Here is a 26,432-nt window from a genome sequence, read left to right on the forward strand (position 1 = left end):
TTTGTACTTTATTTCTGGCATCATTTTTTCCTATATCATAATCAATAGGTCAAATGTTTCACCAAAATGAATCACTATGAAAAGGCTATATATACTCTTTCTGATTGCATTAATCGGACTTTCAAGTTGCAACCGTGGAGAAGGCATACCCGGCCCAAGAGGTTATGATGGACGAGACGGGATTGACGGGGTAGATGGTGAAGAAAGCTATGCGTTTGAATACGAGTTTAGCTTCACAGCGCCTGAATATAGTGTTCTATTGAATCTTCCTAACGATTTTGAGATGTTGGATTCGGATGTGATGCAGGTTTACTTTCTGTGGGGCGTAGAAGATGGAGTTGAAATCTGGCGTTCACTGCCTCAGACATTGTACTTCAATGACGGCATGCTGGAATACAACTATGACTTCACCAAATTCGACGCAAGGGTTTTTCTTGATGGTACGGTAAACCTGGATGGATTGGGTGCGGATCTAACAGACAATTGGATCGCGCGGGTAGTAGTGATCCCAGCACAGTTTACCGGACGTATCGACTATTCAGATTATAACGCAGTAAAGGCGCATCTCAATTTATCAGACTCGAAGTTGGCAAGCTCAGATTATCCAACAAGACCATATTAAATTCATTAAATAATGACCGGGTTAATTGATTTAAACCTGATCATATAACATTCAAACAAGCACTTCGTTGAATTTTCAATGAATCGCTTAAAAGAATTTTTCTGGCTATGTGCCGGAGTGAATAAATCCATCTTATCCAACTGCCCCTCTGAATCCAGCAAATATGTGGGCATTGGAGCTACCATCTTTTTCACAGGGGTATTTGCTGCGCTGGCCGGAGGCTATGCACTTTACACCATTTTCGATAGCTATTGGATAGCCGCAACATTCGGTATTATCTGGGGACTCATGATCTTTAACCTTGATCGGTTTATCGTTTCCAGCATGCGGAAGAATGGTGATTCCAAACAGGAATGGATCAGTGCCATCCCACGGCTTATCCTTGCCATTATCATTTCCGTCGTGATCGCCAAACCACTTGAACTTAAAATTTTTGAAAAGGAAGTAGAGGCTGAAATATCTCATATGATCCAGGAGGACTTAGCCGCTCAGGAACATACCGTGAAAATGCGATTCAATGAAACTAGGGAACGATTGAATGCTGAAATTCTAGTGCTTAAGAATGAGATAGCTGAAAAAGCTAATAAAAGGGATGAATTGAGAAAAATCGCGCAAGAAGAGGCCGATGGAACCGGAGGATCAAAGCAACGCAATGCCGGGCCTATCTATCAAATCAAAAAAGCTGATGCGGATAAAGTAGAAGCTGAACTGAAGGCATTGACAACTACCAATAGTCAATTGATTAATGAAAAAGAACTGGCATTGGCCGAGTTGGACGAACAAGAAAAGGCTGCCCTTGGAGAAATGAAAGAGAGTCAGCTCACAGGGTTAGCCTCGCGAATCGAAGCATTGGATCGACTGACAGATAAAAGCAGCGCAATTTGGGCAGCTCATTGGTTCATCTTGCTCCTATTCCTTGCAGTAGAAACTGCTCCTGTGTTTGTAAAGCTTATTTCTCAAAGAGGCCCCTATGATTTTGTCTTAAAGAAAGAAGAGTATGGTGTTGAGGCTTCCTACTATGAGGATCTGGCGAAAGTCAATGCGATTATCAAAAAACGATCAACACGACTTACAGAAGAAGAAATCGATTACGTTCAAAATCGCCTTTCACTAAGCCTGGAGAAGACTTAATAGCTACTTACCGGTTACTTCGGCAGATACTTATCAGGAATTGGATTGCCTTCGCGCTCTCCTGTCCAGTAAATATTTACTACCCACCATCGCTCACCATCATTCATGAGTTGGATACTGTTGATTCCTCGAGTAAAGGGTTTATCATCTGACTCACTGCGGTAAGATTCATAGGTGCTAAAAATGTGTGTCACAGAGCCGAATGTTTCAGTCACTCTGAATATCTCCTTTTCAAAGAATCCGTTCTCTTCCAACCATGCTCCGGATGTTTCAATATAGCCATCTGGTGTCATTGCCCGATACCCAATCTTTCCATCTTCGTTTGGACCGGATGGAAGTAACGTGGCATCCTCGGTAAACAGGTACTTGAACAATTCCCAATTCCTCTTCTCCCCGGCTTCACCGGAAATGACATCATAGAGTGTTTCGATCGTGCTATCCAGAGTTTGTACTTTGCTTAGGTACTCATCCTGTGCTGAAGTCATAAAACCAATGCTCAGAAAGAAGATTAGTGTTGCTAATTTTTTCATCATTCCTTTTTAAACAAGTTACAAATAAAAAATCAGCCACTCATATCAAATCACCCTATCATAATTAAGAATATGCCTAACTTAAATGTTCCTAAACCTAACCTATATCTAAGTATGAAAGCTCTTAAGTTCTTTATTCTAACTATCTGTTTTTCTGGCCTGCTCAATGCGCAATCCATTCGCGAGCAGCTGGAAGAAATCGCTGTAATCGATCAAAAGGTGATGATGCCCATGCGTGATGGAATCCGTCTTGCCACGGATATCTACCGACCAAAGACCAACCAAAAAGTACCGATCATTTTCTCACGTACTCCTTACAATTTCAATTCATGGGGGGATGGAGAGGAACGAACAAGAACCTATGAACGAGCATTTGAAGCAGTGAAAAGAGGATACGCGTATGTGGTTCAAAACGAACGAGGAAGATATTTCTCTGAAGGAGAATGGGACATTTTAGGCGTACCGCTGACAGATGGTTATGATGCCTTTTCCTGGATGAAAGACCAGGCATGGAGCAATGGAAAAATAGGAACGTTGGGTTGCTCATCCACTGCTGAATGGCAGATGGCAGTCGCTGCTTTGGACCACCCGTCTCATGCCGCTATGGTGCCGCAAGGTTTTGGAGCCGGAATCGGTACCGTAGGTGATTATTATGAACAAGGTAACTGGTACCGAGGTGGCGCATTTCAAATGCTGTTTGCATCGTGGCTCTATGGTGTGGAGCATGATAAATTCAAGCCACGCATTCCGCAAGGAGCTACACAGGAAGACCTTATCCGAATTTCACGATTCTATGACCTGGCACCTGAAAATCCTGAAGTAGACGATATGTTGGCGGCTATGTCGCATCTGCCTGTACAAGACATGCTGGTGAATATGGGAGGCAAACGAGAGATCTTTGACAAAATGATCCGAAGAAAACCCAATGATCCGGCCTGGTTTGAGGGCGGACTTTACCACGATGATATGGAAATTAAGAAGCCGGGATTTTGGTTTGTGTCCTGGTACGATGTTTCTGTAAGTCCAAACATTGCGCTCTTTAATCACCTGAGAAATAATAGTGACCCTGAAGTAGCCGATAACCAATACCTGGTGATTGCGCCTACACTTCACTGCGGTTACACCAGAGCGACCGAGAATACCATAGTTGGAGAAAGAAGTGTGGGCGATGCGAGACTCAACTACGACGAGCTGGTTTATGGGTGGTTTGATCATTGGTTGAAAAACGATGGGGAGAGTGACTTCCTGGATGACCTTCCTCGCATTCAATACTATCTGATGGGTAAGAACGAATGGAAAACCGCCGAAACCTGGCCGCCAAAAGAAGCCAGCATGACTTCATTTTATTTGGATAGTGATGGAAACGCAAACAGCCTTTTTGGTGATGGGAAGCTTACCCTTTCGCCTCCTGCTGAACCGAATCAGGACAATTACACCTATGATCCAAACAATCCTGTTTACTCTTATGGAGGAAATGTCTGTTGCACAGGTAATGCCATAGAAAATGGGGCTCGGGATCAGCGAGAAATGGAAACACGAAGCGATATCCTGGTATATACTTCTGATCCACTGACGGAGGGGATTGAAGTTTCAGGTTTTATTGAAATGTCGCTGTTCGTATCATCAGATGTAAAAGACACGGACTTTACGGTGAAGATCATTGATGTGTATCCCGATGGTACAGCATACAATCTAGATGAGACTATCCAACGAGCCCGATACAGAGAAGGCTATGACAAAGAAGTCTTTATGGAAGAAGGCGAAGTTTATCAAATCGATTTAACGCCACTTTCTACCAGCAACTATTTCGAAAAGGGACACAGAATCAGAATTGAAGTTGCCAGTAGCAACTTCCCACGATTCATGCGAAACCTGAATACCGGAGGAAACAACTATGATGAAACTGAAGGAATTGTGGCTCACAATACGATCCATCATTCAGCGGAGTATCCTTCTCAGATTAAGCTGCCAATTGTAGGCAAGCTAAAGATTGAAGACAGATAGAGACAAATTACAGGTTTATCCGAAATCAGGTTTCAGGTATGTGAATTATCAAAAATCTTATCTGAAGCCTTTTTATTTTGTGACTAAAGAATGTGCTCTAAAGTGTTGAAAATAATCACTTAGCTATCTTAGGTCCATGAAAAAGACGGTGTACTGGCATGTGCTGTTCTGGATAACTTATATGTCCATTTTCACTTTCGTGGAAGGAGGCTATTCCAACCAATTTGATGTTGCATTCTACATGGAATTGGGCTTTTTGCCTTTTCGTCTGGTCGTCGTATACATTAACTATTTTCTACTTCTCCCCAGGTTCCTGGAAGACCGAAAGCTGTCGAAATATATCCTCCAGACATTGGTCTTTATTGTTATTACCAGCTTTCTCCACCGGGCATTCATGTACTTTTATTTGAATGACATCTTGTTTCCAAACTGGAATCCTGGAGGTTTCCCTCGGCCATACAAACTCGTACAGTCTGCTATGATAATCGCTTCCCCAATGATCTTTTTGATCGGGATTGAGGTACTCATCAGATGGCTGGATTCTGAACGAAGGGTAGAGCGATTGGCAGGCGAAAAAGTGAAGGCTGAGCTGAGTTATTTGCGATCTCAAATCAATCCTCATTTTTTCTTCAATACGCTCAACAATCTGTATGGTCTTGCTTTAAAAAAATCGGACAAGACACCTGAAGTAGTGATGAAACTATCCGAACTCATGAGCTATGTTTTGTATGATGCCGATAAGGAAACTGTGCCACTTACGAAAGAATTGGATCAGGTGGAACGCTACATTGCCCTGGAACAAATTCGATACGAAAATCGATTTGATGTGCGATTTGAGACTGAAGGTGAGGTCGATCATTTCCCAATTCCTCCGTTGATATTGCTACCCTTTGTAGAGAACAGCTTCAAGCATGGGGTGAATAAAACAACCAAAGATGGCCGGGTTGATATTTTAGTTTTGGTGAATAATCAAACGTTTGAGTTTACCATTCGCAATAGCATTCCAAAGAACAATTCAGAAGCAAAAGAAACCGGTGGATTAGGTATTTCGAATGTGAAAAAGAGACTGGAATTACTCTATGGAGATAAACAGCAACTCGAATGCACCGAAAAGGAAAATGAGTACATTGTAAAACTTACCATCCAAAGATCATGATGAAGCTAAGATGCTTGATAGTAGATGACGAACCCATTGCACAGGACATTCTGGAGGATTACATTGAGCCATTCGATCAGATAGAGATTGTAGCCAAATGCTCCAATGCAATTGAAGCCACGACAGTGTTACATGAGCAACCCATCGATCTGATTTTTCTTGATATTGAAATGCCACAAGTGGATGGTTTGTCCTTCATCAAGAACCTGGAAAAATCGCCCAAAGTAATCATCACTACTGCCTATCGGGAGTATGCGCTTGAAGGACATGAGTTGAATGTGATTGACTACCTGCTAAAGCCAATTTCGAACGAGCGGTTCTTGAAGTCCATTAACCGAGTCCTCACAATTCCTGATAAAGTCGCAAATAATCAACCATACATTTATCTTAAAGTGGATATGAAAATGGTTCAGGTATTTCTGGATGAGATCAAATACATCCAGGGTCTTAGCAATTATGTGCGCGTCTTTTGTGACGATCGTACGCTGATCACCTATCAAAAAATCAGTCACCTGGAAGAGGTGCTTCCCGGTCAATTCATGCGATCGCATCGATCATACATTGTCAACCTTCACAAGGTTTCATCCTTTACTAGCCAGGACCTGGAGATTGGGGATACGGCCATTCCAGTTGGTGGAAATTACCGCGAAAACCTCATGGCTGAATTATCCAGACATCAAGCCTAAATTTTCTTTGCAACAATCTCTCTGTCAGGGTCTTTAACAGTAAGCGACTTCACCTGATCACCATCAAACTGAAAGGTAACTTTTATAGATGGAGCACCACTGTAGTTAAATTGATTTTTCCCAGTTTTATAAAGCGCGCCCCCAAATTCCCCGATAGCTCCTAGTGACAAGAGCTTACGCATATTGAGCTGGATAGAGAATCCCTCTTTTTCTCCTTCACCGTACTTGTAATCTCCCAGATATTTTGGCTTCTCACTTTCCGGTACTTCCTCATAGCTTGGCCCATCTGCATCTCCCAGATCCTCCAGGTAATCAATGAGCTTTTTACAATTGTCAACTTCCTGAGTGCTCATCTTATCCTCCATTCGCAAACCCACCTTGGCATGACTTAGCAAACTGATGCCATGTGGACCTAACGAGGCTTGAATGCCGGGACTCAATTGAATAATGCCTTTGACGGTCTCAAATGCGCCCAACGTAGCAAATGTGAATATGTCCGGAGTGGCACCTTTGCTTAAAAGGTAATGGATGATGTCTCTTCTACCTACGTGAGAGGCCGCACCAATCGCAGACTCAAAATCGCCGAACCGCCATTCCCAGGTCGCCCTTGCCAGTTCCGGTCGTTTATCAACCAATTTCTTCACGGTATCCAAATCAAAATGTGACTTTCCAACCACCTCACTCACCAATTCTGGTTCCAGTGAAGGATATGCAGGATATGGTTTTCCTATGGAAGGGTGATCCTTTTCGAAAATGGATGCGCTTGTTGTAAATGGAAGTGAAAGCCCTACAATACCTAATGCTGAGCCCTTTAGTATTTTCCTTCGAGAGATTAAGTTTTCATTTTTCATATCTAGTACGTTCTGGTCCATTCGGATCTATTCGCTTCTTTCCACTCCTCACCTTCTTTGGATTTGTGATAGGTGACTGCACGCATGCGGTTACGCTCTTCGATGTAGTGTAAATCTCGTGTAAAATACTGCTGACCTTCAGCTGTGGTTGACTTGAATTGAATATCGATGTGCTTACCTTCATAAGTCTGAATAGTGCCTGTGGCATAAGATCCCCAGGTCGTTCGGTGCACATAGAATATACTTTGATTTGCTTTATCAATGAAGTTCCAAACCTCAATCAGCTGGATAGTGTCGCCATTGTTTTTGACGCCATAGATTGTCCCGATGACTGATTCGTCATCGGACCAGATAGAAAAATTCATGTAATAGCTTTTATAACCTTCAGGTTCGCCATCATTGTCCTCATTGATGGAAGTCCAGGTGCCACCAACTACATAGTTGATCAATTCTTTCAGGGAAAGATCTTGTCCTTTAGACACGATCGCTATCAGGAGTAATAGGAATGTTAAAGTCCTCTTCATTTTAAGTCGATTTTTAAGATAGTTGGTGCTGATATTTCGGGAGCGAGCGACCCATCTTCATTTACTTTTTCAAATTGTGCATTAGCAATGTAATAAAACGTATCTCCCACAATCACACCAGTAGTAGGATGATCCATCGCGGAGTGATTCAGTTCTAAAATCTCAGATTCCATCACCGCATTCTGGGGCATGCTCAATCGATATCTTGCTACCTGTGACAGATCGGGTTGAATCGCGATCAAGCTATTCTTATAAAAGTAAAGTCCGTCTGCACTCTCTCTTCCGGTAAGCTTAATATCATTAGCAATATTTAGTGAAGTGGCTTCACTGGTTTCCAGCGAGATTTTGGCTATCCCGTCAGAGTGAGCCACGAAAAGGCTTTTTCTGTCATTCGATATATCCAGGCCATTAGGGTACCTGATCAGTTCGCTTTTTGCATATGGCTCCAATTGATCAGTGTCACGATCAATTTTATAAATCGTATGCTCAGAAAACATGTGGCTGGTATAAACATCTCCATTTTCATCAATGACCAGATCATTAAAAAAGTGGACTTCCCCCGGTTTTTCAAGCGTATATTTCTTAATCAGCTCTCCAGTATTGAGGTCTACTTTAAAAATTCCTGCCGGTCTTCCTTCTTCATCATCTTTAAATGAATAGCCTACCAAGTTTCCTCCTCCCGAACTACAAAACCAAAGCTCGTCTCTTTGCGGGTCTACCTTGATTCCAATGACCATCCACTGTCCAAATTTGCCTGAAGCAACAAAGGTTGATTGATTCCCATCGGCATCTACTTTGGTGATGGTTCCTTTTCGTGTACTCCCCACGTAGAAGGATTGCGAGTCTGGATCGTAAGCGACACTTTCAGGCAGTAAGTCTTTCTCGGCAAGGGTGAAAGCGACCGTGCTATTTTGAGCATGGAGATTAAAAGTGATGACAGTAAACAGATAACAGATTGATTTAAGCATTGTTTTTAAAGGAATATTACGCTTAAAACACCTCAGCTATTCAATTTCTATTCGGATCATTTAAATGCTTATTCAAATTGGTTGAGTCTTTATGTGAACCACATAAACCGTCATTCTGAAGCTTCTAAAAAGGCTTCAGCCTTGAGAAGCTGAAAGAATCTCCTTGATCTAAGGGACTCTCACGCCTTCGCCCACGCACTCCCTCCCACATGAAGGCTCAGAGTGACGTTGTGTTGGTTTTGTTGATAAGTACCTGGCTAACAAAAAATCAAAAGAATTAACTTTAGTGACAGACAAATACCTACTCACTATGAAAAAGCTCGACAAAAAAGACATTGATCCTAAAGTATTTAAGCTCTATGATGATTATGCTCACAATCGGATGGAGCGAAGAGAATTCATTGAAAAGCTTTCATTGTATGCTGTTGGAGGATTGACCCTTACTTCACTTATGAGTTCCATCATGCCTAACTATGAAGCCATTCAAATAGCTCAGGATAATCCGAAGCTCAACACTGAAACGATAGCGTATAACTCTCCCAAAGGTGGCGGTACCATCAATGCTCAGCTTTCCCGACCGAAAGACGCGAAAGGAAAGCTCCCGGGAATTGTGGTCGTTCATGAAAATCGTGGCTTGAATCCACACATTTCAGACGTAGGAAGAAGAGCAGCTATGGCCGGTTTCATTTCAATTTCGCCAGATGCATTAACTCCACTGGGTGGCTATCCGGGCAATGATGATGATGGCAGAACGATGCAACGAAAAAGAGACCGAAACGAAATGCTTGAAGACTTCATCGCAGCATTTGAGTATCTAAAAAATCACGAGGAATGTACCGGAAATGTAGGGGTTGTGGGCTTTTGCTTCGGCGGTTGGATTTCGAATTTGATGGCTGTGAAAGTGCCTGGCTTAAAAGCCGCAGTTCCTTTTTACGGTGGTCAGCCAGATGCAGAGTTGGTCCCTGATATACAGGCACCTTTATTACTTCATTTTGGTGAATTGGATGAGCGTGTGAATGCCGGATGGCCTGCTTATGAAAAAGCACTGAAGGAAAACAACAAGGAATATCAGGCCTACATTTATCCAAATGCGAACCATGGGTTTCACAACGACACAACCGTCCGGTATGATGAAGAGGCAGCTAAATTGGCATGGGATCGTACGATTGAATTTTTTAGAGAGAATTTAAAGTAGCCCTAACAAAAAACCGTCATTCTGAAGCTTATCGAAAGGCTCTCAGACTTGAGAAGCTGAAAGAATCTCCTTAATCAAGGGGGCTCTCGCGCCTACACCAACACTCTTGGCCATCACCTGAAGGCTCAGAGTGACGTAACGGTTTTTGTTGGGATTAAATGGAATTCAGATAATCCAATTATCTTAATACAACAATCCCGAAGCATCCGATTGCCAATATTCTTTAGTGTCGATATCCATTACCGTAAGTTTACCATGCCATCCTGCCCCTGTATCCAAATTCCAGACATTGAAAGCCTGCATTGGTGTGTCTTGCAGCCACTTAATTGTTGGCGTATGACCGATGTAAATTTCTTTGAAGGCATTCAAAAAATCAGGTTGACGACCTGTAGTTCGTGCTTCCATTGACTTCAACCATAAGCTACGATCCCAGTAACAATTTGAAGATGGTTGCTCAAAAGATGGTCCTTTCGGATTGGTAAATCCTGCATGAATGAAAACACGATTTTCTTCATCAACATGAAAATCAACCTGTTCTTCAAGAAATGTCAAATGTTTAGACCTGTCGATTTTATCACCTGCCTGGATGTAAGATTGAATAGTGGAGATACCACCGTTATCCGGCCATGCCGGGTTTACTTCTTCGCTTCTCAACCATTTTTTTAGCCATGGATCGTGATTACCGCGGATGGCTACCAGCTTTGAAATCTTGATGAGTTTTTCAACAACCAATGCAGAATCGGGATGCCGGTCGCATACATCTCCCAGTTGGATCAGTTTATCATTTTCTAAATCAAAGCTGCACCGCTCCAGGCATTGTTCGAGGGCTTTCAAATTGCCGTGGATATCACCCATGACAAGAGTCCTGGCCATCGCTCCTAATTAAAATCTAAATGGTGAATATGTTCGTCGATGATGTCAATACGATAGGTGATGCTGTTGAGGTATTTTACCAGTTCTTTCTCGAATTTTCGAATATCCTTTTCGTATTGCTTCACTGTTTCCTTATCAAAATTATCCTGGATCACTTTTAGTATTCCACATTCTTCGGTAATGAATGCTTTGAAATTTGCAGTAGAGTATTCCGTTTCCAGTTTTTCAATATCCTCCAGTGTAGCAGCGGCCTCCTTATCCTTGCTTGTGTCAAACTTCTCCTGAACAATGAAATACAAGGTTGTGTCCCAGTGATGGATGTCGTCCAGGAGTTCAATCGTTTTAAATCGAAATTTTTCCGTTAGGCAGAACTCTTGTATTCCCTGATAGTTTTTCATCTTAATGGCGGTCTCATCCCATCGCACCGTGAGGTCGTCAATGATGGCAACAATATCTACTTCAGGTTTTTTCTGTGCTATGGATGAGAATCCGCAAAATAGCAGACAAATAAGAAGTAAGTTTTTCATGATGGTTTCTAAAGATATTAAAAATATCACTGGTTCTTATGCAGAACAGACAGACAGTTTCAAACCCTATTACATGAGTCTCATATTGGAGAAAATAAGTAGCTCAACTGATCAATACCACCTCTGCCAGAAAAACAGATAATAATCATCGTACCTATATGGATTGTTTTCCTTAACTAATTCATTGTATTCTTGTGCAATACGGACGATATCATCCTCCTCGTTGCGGTAGCCAATGATTTTGTCTTTGATCTTCTTAGCAAGCCGGGGATAATCGTCCACTAGTTTAGCTGCTTTCTTTTCAAACTTCCCTAAATAGAACGTATCATCTTTTTGGCCCTCCTTATATATGGCAAAGATGGACTCCATATTATCTCTTGTGATCGGATTGGTGATGTACTCCCGATAGACGCTGAGTGGACCTTGCTCATATACCAGCATAAAATCACCTTCTATGGCATTTTCTACTTCAGGATTTTTGAACAGATACCCATCAAAAACGATATAAATCACATTCTCTTTTTCATATCGTTCAAAATCTATGTCTTCCAATGCCTCCTTCTTGTTTATTAAACTACCTAATCCACTATAAGACCATTTGATTTCCCGAGTACCGCCATCAGCATAGATGAGTAATACCGGATAACCGGTATAGTAGGTATAGATATCATCCACCTCCCAGAATGTTTCATCGTTGATTTTCTTGGCCTTTTCTAAATATGGACGCTCAGTAAAGAAGGACTTCCATTTTTCGGATTCTAAAAGATCCTGTGAGCTAGCTGAAAGGGAGAAAATTAAGGCAACAAGAATTAGCAGCTGTTTCATTTTAGTTAAGAGGCTGTTTAAAAATGGACGTGAAAAATGATAAAAACCCTATTCAACACCAAATATCATTGCCTAAAGATTCATTTCAACCCGAATATCATAATATTGTGACATGAACCGCATTATTGTTATTCTATTATTCGTTTCCGTTTTTGGCTGCTCAGATTTCGATGATGAGTGGAAGCGTGAACCCTATGAAAGTGTACACTTCGAGAAACTTGTAGTTGTAGGCTTGTCACATGAATTACAAAATCGGATATTTTATGAACAAGAGGCTGTTTCCGAACTCAATAAATCAGGTTTCTATGCAATCGAGGGGATAGAAATTTTCCCTCAAGAAATAATGAGTTAGCTAATAATCAGGACACTATCTCATCATTAATTGCGGCCAATAATATAGACGCGATTCTAACCATCAAAATACTTCATGAAAATGATCATTCGTATATGATGCCAACCGACCATAAGAGGTTTAAAATGTATTATGGACGATGGGGTCGAAACAAAGATTTGCATGTCGGCTATTACAAAAAACCTGAGAAGTATTTTATGGTTGGTACCCTATACAACCTTACGGAAAGTCATGAGGAAAATGAGGAAACAGTAATATGGAGAGCTTCAAATATTATCTACAGCCCAGAAAGGAACCATGAAAAGAAAAAAGAATTTATTGACAATGCTATCCAACACATTACAAACCAACACCTAGTTAATTAACGACCGGCAGCTCTACTACAAAAGTTGCTCCTTTTGAGGCCTGATTATCGTACCACACTTTACCATTGATTTGATCTACGTATTCTTTCACTAGTGAGAGCCCCAGTCCGGTTGAACTCTCTTCTGCAGTCGGTTTTGAACTAAGTTTCGCGAATCTTTCAAAGAGTAGATCTTCTTCCTCAGGTCTGATACCCTGACCTTCATCCATCACCCGAACGCTAACGGTGGAATTCATTAATGTAACATCAACATGTACATCATATCCGGGAGAAGAGAATTTTATGGCATTCGAAAGCAAATTCTCGAAAATAAGAAGCAAGTAAGTTTTATCAGCGTTCACTAAAACCAACTCATCTTTCGCCTGATATTGAATTTCAATTTTTTTCTTTTTGGCAATCTCTAACATCGAGTCAATTGCTTCCACTACTACCTGATTGATATTTAGCTGTTCTATCTTAAGCTTAATACCTCCCTGCTCATTGATAGCCATGTCGAGTACTTTATTCACAAGTCCCTGAGCTTGTCCTGAAACCTTTTCAATCATAGAAATGAATTTCTTTTGCTCATCTACATCCTCTTCCTCTTTAAGGATATTCGCAATGGTCGTAATATTTGCGAGCGGGTTTTTTAAGTCATGCGCAAGTATTCGAATAAGATGATCCTTATCATCAATCAATCTTTCAAGTTTTCTGGATTGATCTGCTATGGTTTCCTTCTGTTCAGCGAGCTGCTCGTTTCGCTTCTGTAGCACCCGTAGAGCACCTGTCTGTACGGACTCAAACACAGCAGAAATGATTAAAATAATAAGCAATAACCCTGGCAGAACAGAAATAAACCATTCTGCCTTCAAATCCTGATTATACTCATATGGAAGTTTTATGCCTTGTAGCTCCAGCCATCCAAACCACAACATGGCCAGGAAAGCGAAAATCCCCCATGCGATACCATAGGTGCGGTTTACTACTAGTAGTGCTAGTACCGGAATGGATATGATCCATGGATATACTGCAGACCAAATCCCACCCGAAAAATAGGTCAAAACCAACACCGCTATAGAGCCGACCAGGATGTATGTATTGGTAATTAAAAGGAGTGGCAGACGTGTTTTTACGAGAAATGCCAAGGCTAAAAAACCTATCACGTTAAAAATCATGAGGTTGACCCCACGATCATATTCATACAACATACTAAACCAGATGTAAGAGTTTGAAAATAAGCTGGTGAGCAAACAAGACCTTACGAAGAGTCTCGCCTTTCTAAGTTTGAGTGGATCCTCAAAATAATCCGGATGAATGAAAAAATCAACTAGAGCAGCTATCATGGTTTGCAGGCTTTTGCAAAGCTACTACTTAATGAGCGATCGCAAACGCTAGAAACAAGCACTAATTTTTATGACCTACAGACATTTTTATCTAGATGAAACGCTAAATATTCTTTAGAATGTTGTCAATACAGTAGTGAAATTATAGGCTTTTAAATAGTACTTATTGCGGACTTTAACCCACTATAGGTCCAGGGCTTGTCTATAACTTGATCTATCAGTTTTTGACTGAATGCCGAATTAAGTTCTCTTTCAGGTACTTGCGCGGACACTATTACTTTTTTCATATTGCTTAATTCCAGCTTAGATAAACCCTGCAAAAACTCAATCCCTGTCATATCAGGCATATGATGATCTGTAAAAAGGTAATCCACATTATTGTTTAGCACATAATCAAGTGCTTCTTTTGGATTTTGAGTGGTCATAATATTAAAGTCATCCTTAAACATCTCTCTGAATAAGAGAAGGTTTACTGCACAATCATCAAGATAAACTGCTGTCGGCTGATTTTTACTCATATTTTGCTTTGCTTAAACTCTTGACGAAAGTAGACAGATATCCAACTGGAATATCTCGTCAACAGTACTGAAATATGACTAAGGAAAATGAGTAGTCGTCTCTAAGTAGCGTTCTCTAACGATGTAAGCGCAGCTACATTATTTGATTGTTTAAATAGTGCTAATCGCACTCTTGAGCCCTTCGTAGGTCCAGGGCTTATCAATAAACCTATCAATTAGGTTCTTTTCTATTGCCTCGCTCACCTCTCCCTCAGCTGCATGACCAGAGATCATGACTTTTTTAGGAGCTACAGATACTTTAAGCTCATGTAGTTCTCGCAGAAACTCAACACCAGTCATAACCGGCATACGTTGATCTGTAAAAACAAACTCCACATCGTTGTTTTTTAGGTATTCTAGTGCTTCTTCAGGTCTTGTGGTTGTGTAAACTTCAAAGTCCTTCTTGAACATTTCCCTAAACAGAAGAAGGTTAATCTCTTCATCGTCTAAATAAATCACTGCTGGTTTGTGCTCACTCATTATCGTCCGGTTGAATAGACAAATTTAATCTGTGTAACTGAAATAGTTTGCAATGCAATTAATTCAATTTTAAGAAAAACTACACACGACTTAGCAATAATTCTTTTAAATTTTGATATGACCATGGTTTACTGACGAAACTATCAATAAGCTTAGTTTCCAGCGCACTATCAACCTCACCTTCCTGGGTAAAGCCAGATATAATTACTTTCATGGAATCAGGAGCGACCTCTCCATCCCTCAATTCTTTGAGAAATTCCACACCAGTCATAATTGGCATCAATTGATCCGTAAGAATAAAATCGAGGTTGTTGCTTTTGACATAGTCGATTGCATCATGTGGAGATGTGGTTGTAAAAATGTCAAAATCATTTTTAAACATTTCCCTAAAGAGGATCAGGTTGATCTCTTCATCATCCAGGTAAATCAGTGACGGTTTTGACTCGCTCATAATTTAAATTTAGCTTTCTAAAGGCAGTTTAATTATAAATTCAGCTCCCTCATCCAGCTTGGAGTGAACTACAATAGTACCTCCATGCCGCTCAATAATACCATAGGTGATAGATAAGCCAAGGCCGGTTCCAGCCCCAACTTTTTTGGTTGTAAAAAATGGGTCAAAAATCTTTTGTCTGTCTACTTCTGACATTCCCACTCCATTATCTTTTATTTTCACTTCAACACTTGCTCCATTTTTAGAAGTAAAAATATCAATCTCTCCTCCTTTTCCTTTCTGATTGACTGAATCAATGGAGTTACTTATAATGTTGAGAAATGCCTGACTCAATTGCCCCTTAAATCCCTGAATTTCAGGAATCTGGTCAGCAAAATGCTTGTTTATTTTAACTGCATCCTTATGCCGGCTATTCAAAAGCAGCAGTGCAACATCCAAATCATTATGGATATCAATATTCGTTTTCTTCTCAGTTTCAGAGCGTGAAAAAATCCTCAGTCCCTTCACGATCTCAGTAGTACGTTCAGCCCCAACCTTTATACTCGTAATCATCTGATCTATAACGCCTTGCGCTTCATCGTAGCTTACATCCTCTCGTTCCTGTACCAACTCTTTAATGGATTTCTTTAAATTTTTATCATCTTCATCCAGCTCAGTCACATGAGAAATCACCGGCCTTATCTCGGAAAATTTATCACTTAACACATGTATACCAGAATAAACGAAGTTGATGGCATTGTTAATTTCATGAGCTATACCGGCAGTAAGTACACCAAGAGAAGCCATTTTTTCTGATTGTACCAGTTGAGATTGGGTATCCTGAAGCTCGTCCAAAAGACGTGCAAGATCCTCCTTTTGCTCTGCAAGCTTTTTAGCAGCTCTTTTCCGTGCTCGATAAGCGGTAAATATGAGAAACAAGAAAACGACAACTACAACTAAGAATAGTATCAGAAATACTAGTGCGCTTTGCTGAGAATTTACGACGGTAGACATTTCATCAAGCCTTTGCTCACGTTGTGCAATCTCTTCATTCTGAGCTGCGATTCGTTCTTGTTGCTCTGCCAGCGTTTTATTTCCTTCTTCTACCTTATCGGCTTGAAGTGAAATTTCTTCAGATAATACTGCTAGCTGCTTTTCCCTATTATCCAATTGAGAAGTTAGCGCTATTAATTTTTTCTCTGACTCTGCGAACTCTTCCCTCAGGCTATCAAGAATACTGTTCTGGTCATCAATCTGGCTTTGCTTAAAAGCAATCTCATCGTTTCTATCCTGAATAATCCGATCCTGCTCACGAAACAACCTTCTGGAGACTGTTGTAGCAAAATTCAATGAGTCGAAAACAACTTTCAGCTCCTGGGCTCTCAGCTCCATCGCCCGTACAGAATCTCTCACCTGCTTGAAAATTTTAGCTAAATCAACTTCAGAGCCGCCCAGAGATCGCATTTCAGATTTGATGATCAAACCCTGATTGGTCACATTCGCCCGATTGATCTCAAATGTTAATGCTTCAGAGCTTTTATCTAAAATATTGACCATGACATCCCGCTGCTTGTCGTACCTATCAGTAAAAAGCAGCGTTGGTGTCCCTCCAATACGATCCAGTAAAGAAGGGATGGTTGAATTGTATCTATTAGTTACCATAATGGCATCAGCTCCTTGCGGAACCATCACATAACTAGTGAAGGTAACCTCTACATTTCTGCCGTCTATTTTTTGCGATTGACTAGTCTTTCTAAACTCACTTTTGAGTGCCTCGTCGGTTGTGATAACATGGATTTTGAATGGCGTAGATTTTTCTGGCCATTCAATGTTCTTGGCGATTGAGTAAGTCAAACGGATCATCTCCTTTTGGCGATCAGTTTGAGCAAAAGTGAAGCAAGCGCATAAAAGCGTTGTAAGTGAAAATATTATTTCCCGTTTTATCTTCATATAGGACTGGTGACAACTCGAAATATAGTGATTTTAAACGGGTTCATACAAGCTATTAGATAAGTCTCGTCCATGATTAGATAAAAAACGTATGTACATAGAAATATATATTTTACTAAAAATATTAGTAATTTTAACTCATGGAAAATTCTTTCATATTACACATGGATTTAGACACGTTTTTTGTGTCTGTAGAGCGGTTGAGAGACAGCCAGTTGAACAACAAACCAATTCTAATTGGCGGGTCTAGTGATAGAGGTGTAGTCGCTGCTTGCAGCTATGAAGCTCGGAAGTTTGGCATTCACTCTGCCATGCCAATGAAGCTGGCCATGCAGCTGTGTCCGGAAGCTATCGTAATCAAGGGTAGTCATACCGATTATACGAAGTTTTCCATGGATGTGTCTGAGATTATCCGGGAAAATGTGCCCGTCTTCGAAAAAACCTCCATCGATGAATTCTATGCCGATCTCACGGGAATGGATCGATTCTTCGGGTGCTTTAAGCTGGCATCAGAGTTAAGGGATAAAGTGATCGACAACACCGGACTCCCAATCTCCTTTGGTCTGTCCATTAATAAAACAGTTTCAAAGGTGGCCACCGGAGAAGCTAAACCAAACAATAAAATCTGGATCAAGTCCGGCACGGAAAAGCCCTTCCTTGCCCCCTTATCGGTACAGAAAATACCGATGATCGGCGAAAAGACCTACCAAACACTCAGAGGACTGGGTGTAAGAAAAGTGCGCACCCTTCAGGAGATGCCCAAGGACATGCTGGTACAGATCTTTGGGAAGAATGGTGCCGCAATGTGGGAAAAAGCGAACGGCATAGATCATTCACCGGTAATTCCTTATTCTGAGCGAAAATCCATTTCCACAGAGCAGACTTTTAATAAAGACACCACCGATATCACGCGACTAAAGAATATCATCCTGGCCATGACAGAGCATCTGGCTTATCAGCTTCGAAATGAAAATAAGCTCACTGCCTGTGTCGCGGTGAAAATCAGGTATTCGGATTTCAACACTTACACACAACAGGCTCGCATCTCCTACACTTCAGCAGATCATATTCTGATCCCGAAAGTGACCGAACTTTTCGAAAAGCTTTACGACAGGCGTCTACTGGTTCGGCTCGTAGGCGTTCGCTTTAGCAGCCTGGTTCATGGGAATTATCAGATCAACCTGTTCGAAGATACCGGCGAGATTATCAACCTGTACCAGGAGATGGACTGGATCAAGAAAAAATATGGAGACCGGTCTCTAGTGAGAGCGAAAGCTTTGGGCGTAAATGCCCTCCGCACGTTCAACCCATTTAAGGGAGATATGCGGGTGGCTAAAGTGGAAACTTAGGGAACTTGCTCTCCCCCACCCCTCTCTAAAATTAGAAAGGGGTGCCCGCCGAAGGAGGGCGGGGTGAGTTTTTTAATCATAAAATGAGATGAATAAAAGCTATTGGAATACAATAAAATCACTAGCTCGCGAGCTCAGGAAAAATCAAACTGAAAGCGAGCAAATACTTTGGAAACGTTTAAGAAACAGAAAATTCTATGGTGTTAAATTCTTCAGGCAACATCCTTTAGTGTATCATCAACATGGAAGAGATTATTTCTTCATTGCTGATTTTTATAGTGCTGAGAAGAAATTAGTAATTGAAGTAGATGGTAGAATTCATGATCAACAAAAAAATTATGATGAACAGCGTGATTTAATTATTTCTGAAAAAGGACTGAAGGTTCTGAGATTACAGAATAAAGAGATTGCAAATATCGATCTCACTCTTCAGAAAATTAAGCACTCTTTTAACTCTCCCCCTCCCCTCTCTAAAATTAGAGAGGGGTGCCCGCCGAAGGAGGGCGGGGTGAGTTAATGTACCTAAACACCCACACATATTACAGTTTCAAGTACGGTACTCTCTCCGAGGAGGATTTGCTTGCAACCGCCAAGAAATCCGGACTTAGTGAGTGCTCACTCACTGATATCAATTCTACCGCCGGATGCCTCAATTTCATACGCCTAGCTCCCAAATTTGACATCAGGCCTATTGTTGGAATTGACTTTAGAAATGGGGCCCGACAACAGTTCGTTGGCATTGCAAAAAACAATCTGGGATTTCAGGAATTGAATGAATACTTATCACAACACCTGCATGAAAAGCTGGACTTTCCTGAGCAAGCCCCTGCTTTTAAGGAGGTATATGTCGTATACCCTTTTACCTCTACATTCAATCGTACGCTTCACGAAAATGAATTTTTAGGTGTAAAACCAACCGATATCTTCAAACTACCCAGAACTCCGTGGATTGATCAACTGGATCAACTGGTCATATTGCAAACTGTCTCTTTCGAGGGAGGTGAGGCCAACAAGATCCATTTCAATATGCATCGACTGCTGAGAAGCATTGATCAAAACACGCTACTAAGCAAACTATCAAAAAGTGAGGAAGGTAACCCCAATGATGTGATGTATCCGGTAGGTACGCTTTTCGAATACTACAAAGACTACCCTGAGATCATTGTAAATACCAAGAAACTGCTAAAAAACTGCTCTATCGAATTCCAGTTTCAAGATCCGGTAAATCACCAAAACTTGAAAGTATATGGAGAGTCAGAAACCAAAGACATTGAAAAGATCACCCAACTCTGCAATGAGGGATTGCCTTATCGATATGGGGCAAATCCGAAGCAGGAAATTCTGGACAGACTAAAAATGGAATTAGACCTCATCAAAACCAAAGGGTTCGTGTCCTACTTCCTCATCAATTGGGACATACTCTGCTATGCCCGAAAGAAAGGCTACTACTACGTTGGGAGAGGCAGTGGTGCAAATAGTGTGGTGGCCTACCTTCTCCGAATCACCGATGTTGATCCAATAGATCTGAATCTCTACTTTGAGCGGTTCATCAACCTTTTCAGACAAAATCCACCTGATTTTGATATTGACTTTTCCTGGAAGGACCGGGATGACATCACCCGTTATATTTTTGAGCGGTTTGGGGGGAATGGGCAGGTAGCATTATTAGCCACTTATAGTACTTTCCAGAACAGGGCAATTATCCGGGAGCTGGGTAAGGTTTTCGGTCTCCCTCCACATGAGATCGAGAAAGTATCACAAACAGCACCTCAGGATCTCGATCATATTGGCAAACTGATCCATCGCTATGGTCAGCGATTGATAGACTTTCCCAGCCATCTCAGCATTCATGCCGGTGGAGTACTTATTGCAGACAAACCCATTCATTACTTTACCGCTACCTCCCTCCCACCAAAAGGCTACCCGGTGACGCACTTCGATATGATTGTGGCGGAGGATGTGGGGTTATTCAAATTTGACATCCTAAGCCAGCGAGGGCTCGGGAAGATTCGTGACACCCTGGATGTAATCAAGCACAATTGCCCCGATGATCCGGAGGTAGACATCCACAACTTCAAGTCTTTTAAGGATGATCCTAAACTGAATAACAAGCTGAGAAACGCTGACGCGATCGGTTGTTTTTATATCGAGTCACCAGCCATGCGCATGCTCATGAAAAAACTGCAGATAGATGAATACCTAGGATTAGTGGCAGCCAGCTCCATCATCCGTCCGGGGGTGGCAAAATCCGGTATGATGCGGGAATATATACTCCGCTACCGTTATCCTGAGCGCAGAAAAGAAGCCCACCCGATTCTCCGGGACATTATGCCCGATACGTACGGCGTAATGGTATATCAGGAAGATGTAATTAAGGTAGCTCACCTGTTTGCAAAGCTCGACCTGGGAGAAGCCGACATGCTGCGACGAGGGATGTCCGGAAAATACCGCTCAAGAGATGAGTTTTTGAAGGTGAAGGACAAATTCTTTCAAAACTGCAAAGACCTGGGGCATACGTATGAGCTGTCTGCCGAAATCTGGAGACAGATCGAAAGTTTTGCAGGCTATGCTTTTGCGAAAGGTCATTCTGCATCCTATGCAGTAGAGAGCTATCAGGCGCTCTACCTAAAAACATACTACCCACTGGAATACATGGTGGCTGTAGTAAATAATGGAGGTGGCTTTTATCGGACTGAATTTTACATACATGAAGCACGTATGTGTGACGCACAGATCGAAGCTCCGTGTGTCAACCATAGTGAAGCATTGGTCGTGATTTATGGTAAAACGATATACCTAGGAATGTCGATGGTAAAAGATCTCAATCATCATACAATTGAGGAAATACTGACAGAACGTGAGAAAAATGGGGTATTCCTGGATTTAGATGATTTTCTGGATCGGGTAAAGATTTCATTAGAGCAAATCAAATTGTTGGTACGGGTAGGCGCATTAAGAGTCTTTGGTCCTAAAAAAGACATCTTATGGCAAGTTCACTTTTCTCTAGGGGATGGTGTTGTTAAATCAAAAAACGGACTTTTTCATGTGCCTATCAAGCAGTGGACTCTTCCACCCCTCCATCACGATAATCGAGAAGATGCCTTTGATGAGATGGATCTGCTCGGATTTCCTTTGTGCAGCCCGTTTGACCTAGTAGAACTTGAACATCATGGGGTGTTATCGAAAGACCTGCCAAAGCATGAAAACCGACGAGTAGAAATGTATGGGTACCTGGTGACGATCAAGAATACGGGGACTTCCGGAGGAAAACGTATGAACTTCGGAACCTTCATCGACTATGAAGGTCAGTTTATTGACACGGTGCACTTCCCTTCTTCTGCCGCTCGCTATCCGTTTAGAGGCAGAGGCATTTATCGATTGATTGGGAAGGTAGTGGAAGAGTTTGATTTCTACAGCCTGGAGGTAGACAAAATGGAGAAGATCAACTTCATCAATCTAGAGGATGAATCGAAAGGGATGATAAGGGCGGTTTCGAGTTAATTGTTTTGAAAGGTTTATTTAATACTGAATTGCAATCTCAATTAGGCATTAAACTCTTTGTAATGAGATTTTTTTTTGAAGAGAGAAAAGCAGGTATAGACATAATACAGTTTTTGTTTATCGAATAAATATTATCAATTGATAATGTTTATAAAATAAAAACGAACTTTATTACTTGTATTCAACAAAATCATTCTAATCATTAATCAAGTGATAAAATCAGAAAGCACTAAATCTATCCTAAGTGAAGAGACCATTGAAATCAAGAACTTTCAAGAAAACAATAAAGACTATTTACATTTCGGATTTCAAAATAAGTTCACTGATTTAAACTCAGTAAGAGCAACCGATGTATGGTCTAAATATTGTGATGAAAATCCTGATAAAAAATTTATTCATATTTGGGATTGCCAAGGGATGACCGGATTTGATAATTCAGCAAAAAAAAGGTGGATGGATTGCATGGACAGGTATAGTGCGCAAACAGAAAAAATAATCTTAGTTTCTGACAACATACTCATTAGAGGAGCAGCTAGATTAATGTCTAAAGTAACCAAACATAAACTCAGTGTGTATAAAGCAGTATCTGAGATGATCATTGCTGAGATATAGTAACACATTGAATCAAAGTGGTCTGATAATATTGAAGGTCAAAATCCAATTAGCCTATTAACTAAGCAAAGTATTTTTTCGCTACAGTGATAGGAAGTAGATGATACCGGTTTTATTCTCTTTAACAAGGATGGGCTGGCTTTTTATTACCTCCTTTTACCCCACGATTCTATCCTCTTCTCGTTCGCCCATTTAAACAAATGATCATAGTCACTTCGAATCGTAATAAACTAAACGATCCTGTATAAAGGAAATAATTTCCGCTGAAACGAGTATGATGAAGATTAAGAGCCACGGATGTCTTGATGGTAAAGGTGAACTTCATCAATCTGGATGATGAATCGAAAGGGATGATACGAGCAGTTTCAAGATGATTTATTCGATGAATGATCGGATATAACCTCCTGAAATAGAAGTATTTTCACTAAATTATAGTCCTAAATTATCACCACAATGTTTAGCTTCCGCCAGCTGTTAATTATTTGTGTTGTATTGTATGCTTACAGTGCAACCTCCCAGAGAGGAAAGATCATCACCACAGCCGCCACCAGTGTGATGGACCCCAACGGGGATGGATATATATCTCTCGATAATACAGGCTTTTCCAACGACGGATATTACGTAGACGAATTTGAGATTCCTATGTTTGCGCTCCCTGTTTTCGGAGATGGGGACACTTTGAATGATGCCCAGGCCGGAGGTAATTGTGGGGTAACTGACCTCACTGTTGATAGTACCGGAGCGGCAGCCTATGCTGCATTAGATGACAATGACAACCTTATTTTCCGATTACGCTTAGCTGAAGAACGCAACAGTGTTCAGGCCTATACCATTCTAATCGACACTGATGGTAAATTAGGTGCTACCGATCCCAACAGTACTGGTGTAAATGCAGGGTTTGAAATTGATATTACATTCATTAAGAAACAAGGTATTTATGTATATGATATTGACGGAATAGATAGTTGTCCAACAGAGTTACTTTCATATGATGTAGATGATTATTCACAGGTTTCGATTGCGGATATCGTAAGCTGCGGAAATGAAGATTATTTCATTGACTTCTACTTACCATTTGGAGATTTAACCACTGAATTTGGGATTACTGAAGATAGTGAACTTCAATTCATTGTCGTCACCAACATCTCCGGGACTTGTGCCATGGCTGGGAAAATATCTGACATAGGTGGTGTTGACGATACAGAATATGGCGGGTGCATAACCTGTGCTTTTGAAGATTTAGCCTCCAACCAATGTCCGGTTCCTTTCAGTGAACTACAAGAAGGAGGAAGTGGATTTGCTTCGGGATCAACCCCGGAACCGGAGCTGGAAACACCTTTAAAAGAAGGAGATACGGTGATTTCCGGAAAGGCAGATCCAGAAGCAGAAGTTTATATTGATGTGTATGATATCAACGATGCTTTGGTTGAATCCGACACCTCTCAGGTCGACACAGATAGTCTTTGGAGTGTAACATTAACTTTGCCTCTAAGTCAGGGTGATTCTGTTGTTGCTGTTGCTCAAATAGCTGGAAATTGCGACTCACAAGCATCAGGATCCCAGGTCAGTTTTGCTGTTGTGGTACTGAACACAAAACCAACAATTAGTGGCACTGCCACAGCATTAGCATACACAGAAAATGATGGAGGTATACCAGCAGATCCAGGAGTGGTTGCAAGTGATAATGAAGATTTAGATTTCGTATACGCTACCGTTAAAATTTCCAATGGATATGAATCAACAGAAGATGCCCTGAGCTTTACCGATCAATTGGGTCTCACCGGAAGTTATGATGCTGGAACTGCTACTATGACCATTACTGGAGACGCAACAGTCGATGACTATAATACTGCGCTCCAAAGTATAGCTTATACAAATAGTAGTGAAGATCCTGTCGAATCTACTCGGACATTAACATTCATTATCAATGATGGAACAGAAGATAGTGATCCATTTACACGCGATATCACTGTTTCTGCTGAAAATGATGCGCCTGTTCTTACTGGAACAGCAGGATCTACTGAGTATACTACGGAAACTCCACCATTCGTGGTTAATTCTACTTTTTCAATTACAGATGTTGATAACACGCAGATTGCCTCTGCGGAAGTTTTCGTGGTTCAGTCTAGCAATAACACTTTCGTTGATGGGGATGAGCTAAGCTTTACAAATACAACTGAAATTACAGGCTCATACAACTCAACCACAGGTGTGCTGACACTTTCAGGTTCAAGCTCACTGGCTAATTATGCTGCAGCGTTAAATAGTATTGAATTCGAGTATAATCCACCGGGCACGGCAAATGAGAATACAAGGAAAATAACCTTTAATGTCTCAGATGGAATAAGTAACAGCAACTTCATCAACCACTTTATCACTTTTGCTACAAGTACTAACTTTCCTCCGGAAGTAATTGAGGTAAACGGAGAGCCTGTTGTGGGTGCAGTTGATTTGACCACCAATGAAGACTCCTCTGTCGAAGTTTGTTTAACAGTTAATGATCCGGACGGTGATCTGGTAACTGTGACTATTACAACACCGCCTACTAATGGAACGGCTGGCACTATCAACGAAGTAGATGGTGAATTTTGCTTCAGTTACACTCCAAATGCTGATTTTAATGGCACGGAAACTATTGTATTGGAAGCATGTGATGCTCTTAGCGAGTGTAATACCGCAAATGTCACAATCAATATTGATATTTCACCCGTTAATGACCCGCCAGTAATAGCTCCATCAACTGTATCTGCAGACGAGAAAACAACCACCGAGTTATGTATTAACCCAGGTGACATAACTGATATTGAAGGGGACACGCATGAATTTACCTCTGGAACATCTGTTAACGGAGGAACAGTAGTGGATGGCACAGCAGATGATTTATGCTTTGATTACACACCACCAACAGGTTTTATTGGAACTGATCAAGTAGAAGTGACTATATGTGATAGTGCTGATCCTACTGTCTGTTCAACAACCACAGTCGACGTGGAGGTTGTTAGCGTTAATGAAAACCCAATCATCTATGTAAATGGAATAGACTCTGAAACTATGACTATAGAAACCTTCGAGGATTCGGTAAAGGTTTTCTGTTTTTCTGTTGTGGATGTAGATGGTGATAACGTTAGTACACTTTCCATTAATAAAATTTCCGGAAACGGCACACTGATAGCGGCTGCCACTGAGTTTTGTTACGAATACACACCAGTTCCTGATGAAAATGGAATACCCTCCGTTTGGGAAATTACCATCGAAGATGATGGTACAGGAAATCTGACAGATATGGTTACAGTTACCCTTAATCTGGCGGCCGTCAATGACTACCCAACACTTGCTGACATTGCTGACCCAGCTGCCATCGATGAAGATGCAACGGAACAGACTGTTAATCTTTCGGGGATTTCTGCTGGAGGTGGTGAGACGCAGACACTCTCTGTGACGGCTACTTCAAGTAATACTGCTTTGATTCCTGATCCAACGGTGACTTATACCAGCGCCGAGGCTACAGGTTCTTTGACTTACACCCCGGTTGCTGATCAGTCCGGTACAGCCACCATCACCGTAACTGTTGATGATGGACAGGCTGCTAACAATACCGTTTCCAAAACTTTTACCGTAACCGT

At 41.2% G+C, this 26,432-nt stretch carries 25 protein-coding genes; 13 read left to right on the forward strand and 12 right to left on the reverse strand.

The features are described 5' to 3' along the window. Positions 1 to 76 precede the first annotated feature (76 nt). Positions 77 to 622 (forward strand): hypothetical protein, encoded by a 546-nt coding sequence (locus CHB71_RS18360; RefSeq protein ID WP_089358429.1) that lies wholly within the window; start codon positions 77 to 79, stop codon positions 620 to 622. Positions 623 to 700: 78 nt separating this feature from the next. Further along, the gene (locus CHB71_RS18365; RefSeq protein ID WP_089358430.1) at positions 701 to 1,753 is read left to right on the forward strand and encodes a DUF4407 domain-containing protein; all 1,053 of its coding nucleotides are present in this window, start codon (positions 701 to 703) and stop codon (positions 1,751 to 1,753) included. A 14-nt stretch (positions 1,754 to 1,767) separates the two neighbouring features. Here the strand turns inward: CHB71_RS18365 and CHB71_RS18370 are convergent, their stop codons facing one another. Then, complete coding sequence (locus CHB71_RS18370; RefSeq protein WP_221406766.1) at positions 1,768 to 2,286, reverse strand: hypothetical protein; 519 nt, start codon at positions 2,284 to 2,286, stop codon at positions 1,768 to 1,770. A gap of 111 nt (positions 2,287 to 2,397) precedes the next feature. Here CHB71_RS18370 and CHB71_RS18375 point away from each other — a divergent pair, with 111 nt between their 5' ends. The 3 genes from CHB71_RS18375 to CHB71_RS18385 all read left to right on the forward strand — a co-directional run bounded on the left by CHB71_RS18375 (position 2,398) and on the right by CHB71_RS18385 (position 6,129). After that, positions 2,398 to 4,287 carry a CocE/NonD family hydrolase gene (locus CHB71_RS18375; RefSeq protein WP_089358431.1) on the forward strand — a complete coding sequence of 630 codons (1,890 nt, stop codon included), beginning with the start codon at positions 2,398 to 2,400 and terminating at the stop codon, positions 4,285 to 4,287. Positions 4,288 to 4,423: 136 nt separating this feature from the next. Continuing rightward, the gene (locus CHB71_RS18380) at positions 4,424 to 5,443 is read left to right on the forward strand and encodes a sensor histidine kinase (protein WP_089358432.1); all 1,020 of its coding nucleotides are present in this window, start codon (positions 4,424 to 4,426) and stop codon (positions 5,441 to 5,443) included. Beyond that, positions 5,440 to 6,129: a LytR/AlgR family response regulator transcription factor gene (locus tag CHB71_RS18385; RefSeq protein WP_245811370.1), complete on the forward strand. Its 690-nt coding sequence runs from the start codon at positions 5,440 to 5,442 to the stop codon at positions 6,127 to 6,129. The genes CHB71_RS18380 and CHB71_RS18385 overlap by 4 nt, the downstream gene beginning before the upstream one ends. Here CHB71_RS18385 and CHB71_RS18955 read toward each other — a convergent pair. From CHB71_RS18955 to CHB71_RS18400, 3 genes are read right to left on the reverse strand one after another with little or no spacing between them, the layout of a single operon-like run. Then, positions 6,126 to 7,001, reverse strand: a complete 876-nt coding sequence (locus tag CHB71_RS18955; protein ID WP_221406767.1) for a hypothetical protein — start codon at positions 6,999 to 7,001, stop codon at positions 6,126 to 6,128. The genes CHB71_RS18385 and CHB71_RS18955 overlap by 4 nt on opposite strands. Then, positions 6,983 to 7,504, reverse strand: a complete 522-nt coding sequence (locus tag CHB71_RS18395) for a hypothetical protein (protein WP_144017490.1) — start codon at positions 7,502 to 7,504, stop codon at positions 6,983 to 6,985. The genes CHB71_RS18955 and CHB71_RS18395 overlap by 19 nt, the downstream gene beginning before the upstream one ends. Beyond that, complete coding sequence (locus CHB71_RS18400) at positions 7,501 to 8,472, reverse strand: SMP-30/gluconolactonase/LRE family protein (RefSeq protein WP_089358434.1); 972 nt, start codon at positions 8,470 to 8,472, stop codon at positions 7,501 to 7,503. Before CHB71_RS18400 ends, CHB71_RS18395 begins: the two co-directional genes overlap by 4 nt. A 310-nt stretch (positions 8,473 to 8,782) precedes the next feature. On the opposite strand from CHB71_RS18400, the gene CHB71_RS18405 reads away from it, so the two are divergent. Next, entirely contained in the window at positions 8,783 to 9,667 is an 885-nt protein-coding gene (locus CHB71_RS18405) for a dienelactone hydrolase family protein (RefSeq protein WP_089358435.1), read from the forward strand. Positions 9,668 to 9,850: 183 nt separating this feature from the next. On the opposite strand, the gene CHB71_RS18410 is transcribed toward CHB71_RS18405, so the two are convergent. The 3 genes from CHB71_RS18410 to CHB71_RS18420 form a co-directional block, all read right to left on the reverse strand. Continuing rightward, positions 9,851 to 10,540, reverse strand: coding sequence for a metallophosphoesterase (locus tag CHB71_RS18410; protein WP_089358436.1), 690 nt, complete (start codon positions 10,538 to 10,540; stop codon positions 9,851 to 9,853). Positions 10,541 to 10,545: 5 nt separating this feature from the next. Continuing rightward, positions 10,546 to 11,067: a hypothetical protein gene (locus CHB71_RS18415; protein ID WP_089358437.1), complete on the reverse strand. Its 522-nt coding sequence runs from the start codon at positions 11,065 to 11,067 to the stop codon at positions 10,546 to 10,548. Between the two features lie 111 nt (positions 11,068 to 11,178). Then, positions 11,179 to 11,892: a hypothetical protein gene (locus tag CHB71_RS18420; protein WP_089358438.1), complete on the reverse strand. Its 714-nt coding sequence runs from the start codon at positions 11,890 to 11,892 to the stop codon at positions 11,179 to 11,181. 112 nt (positions 11,893 to 12,004) lie between these two features. Here CHB71_RS18420 and CHB71_RS18425 point away from each other — a divergent pair, with 112 nt between their 5' ends. Then, entirely contained in the window at positions 12,005 to 12,244 is a 240-nt protein-coding gene (locus CHB71_RS18425) for a hypothetical protein (protein ID WP_089358439.1), read from the forward strand. A gap of 95 nt (positions 12,245 to 12,339) precedes the next feature. Then, on the forward strand, positions 12,340 to 12,609 hold the full coding sequence (locus tag CHB71_RS18430; protein WP_144017491.1) for a hypothetical protein: 270 nt from the start codon (positions 12,340 to 12,342) through the stop codon (positions 12,607 to 12,609). Here CHB71_RS18430 and CHB71_RS18435 read toward each other — a convergent pair. From CHB71_RS18435 to CHB71_RS18455, 5 genes are all read right to left on the reverse strand, one after another. Next, positions 12,602 to 13,930 carry a sensor histidine kinase gene (locus tag CHB71_RS18435; RefSeq protein ID WP_245811372.1) on the reverse strand — a complete coding sequence of 443 codons (1,329 nt, stop codon included), beginning with the start codon at positions 13,928 to 13,930 and terminating at the stop codon, positions 12,602 to 12,604. The two genes, CHB71_RS18430 and CHB71_RS18435, sit on opposite strands and share 8 nt — an antisense overlap. 152 nt (positions 13,931 to 14,082) lie before the next feature. Next, the gene (locus CHB71_RS18440; RefSeq protein WP_089358441.1) at positions 14,083 to 14,448 is read right to left on the reverse strand and encodes a response regulator; all 366 of its coding nucleotides are present in this window, start codon (positions 14,446 to 14,448) and stop codon (positions 14,083 to 14,085) included. Positions 14,449 to 14,598: 150 nt separating this feature from the next. After that, on the reverse strand, positions 14,599 to 14,967 hold the full coding sequence (locus tag CHB71_RS18445; RefSeq protein ID WP_089358442.1) for a response regulator: 369 nt from the start codon (positions 14,965 to 14,967) through the stop codon (positions 14,599 to 14,601). A 79-nt stretch (positions 14,968 to 15,046) separates the two neighbouring features. Beyond that, a complete protein-coding gene (locus CHB71_RS18450; protein ID WP_089358443.1) occupies positions 15,047 to 15,418 on the reverse strand; it encodes a response regulator in 372 nt (123 codons plus the stop codon). 9 nt (positions 15,419 to 15,427) lie between these two features. After that, complete coding sequence (locus tag CHB71_RS18455) at positions 15,428 to 17,347, reverse strand: YfiR/HmsC family protein (RefSeq protein ID WP_089358444.1); 1,920 nt, start codon at positions 17,345 to 17,347, stop codon at positions 15,428 to 15,430. 140 nt (positions 17,348 to 17,487) lie between these two features. Between CHB71_RS18455 and dinB the strand changes: the two genes are divergently transcribed. From dinB to CHB71_RS18480, 5 genes are all read left to right on the forward strand, one after another. Further along, the gene (dinB, locus tag CHB71_RS18460) at positions 17,488 to 18,696 is read left to right on the forward strand and encodes a DNA polymerase IV (RefSeq protein WP_089358445.1); all 1,209 of its coding nucleotides are present in this window, start codon (positions 17,488 to 17,490) and stop codon (positions 18,694 to 18,696) included. A gap of 88 nt (positions 18,697 to 18,784) precedes the next feature. Continuing rightward, the gene (locus tag CHB71_RS18465; RefSeq protein ID WP_089358446.1) at positions 18,785 to 19,213 is read left to right on the forward strand and encodes an endonuclease domain-containing protein; all 429 of its coding nucleotides are present in this window, start codon (positions 18,785 to 18,787) and stop codon (positions 19,211 to 19,213) included. Beyond that, positions 19,183 to 22,197 carry a DNA polymerase III subunit alpha gene (locus CHB71_RS18470; RefSeq protein ID WP_317043998.1) on the forward strand — a complete coding sequence of 1,005 codons (3,015 nt, stop codon included), beginning with the start codon at positions 19,183 to 19,185 and terminating at the stop codon, positions 22,195 to 22,197. The genes CHB71_RS18465 and CHB71_RS18470 overlap by 31 nt, the downstream gene beginning before the upstream one ends. Before the next feature lie 210 nt (positions 22,198 to 22,407). Continuing rightward, positions 22,408 to 22,809 carry a hypothetical protein gene (locus CHB71_RS18475; protein ID WP_089358448.1) on the forward strand — a complete coding sequence of 134 codons (402 nt, stop codon included), beginning with the start codon at positions 22,408 to 22,410 and terminating at the stop codon, positions 22,807 to 22,809. A 453-nt stretch (positions 22,810 to 23,262) separates the two neighbouring features. Then, positions 23,263 to 26,432 (forward strand): tandem-95 repeat protein (locus CHB71_RS18480; RefSeq protein ID WP_144017492.1); only part of this gene is annotated, 3,170 nt, incomplete at its 3' end.

The sequence above is a fragment of the Ekhidna lutea genome (assembly GCF_900188325.1).
GTDB classification, from domain to species: Bacteria; Bacteroidota; Bacteroidia; order Cytophagales; family Cyclobacteriaceae; genus Ekhidna; species Ekhidna lutea.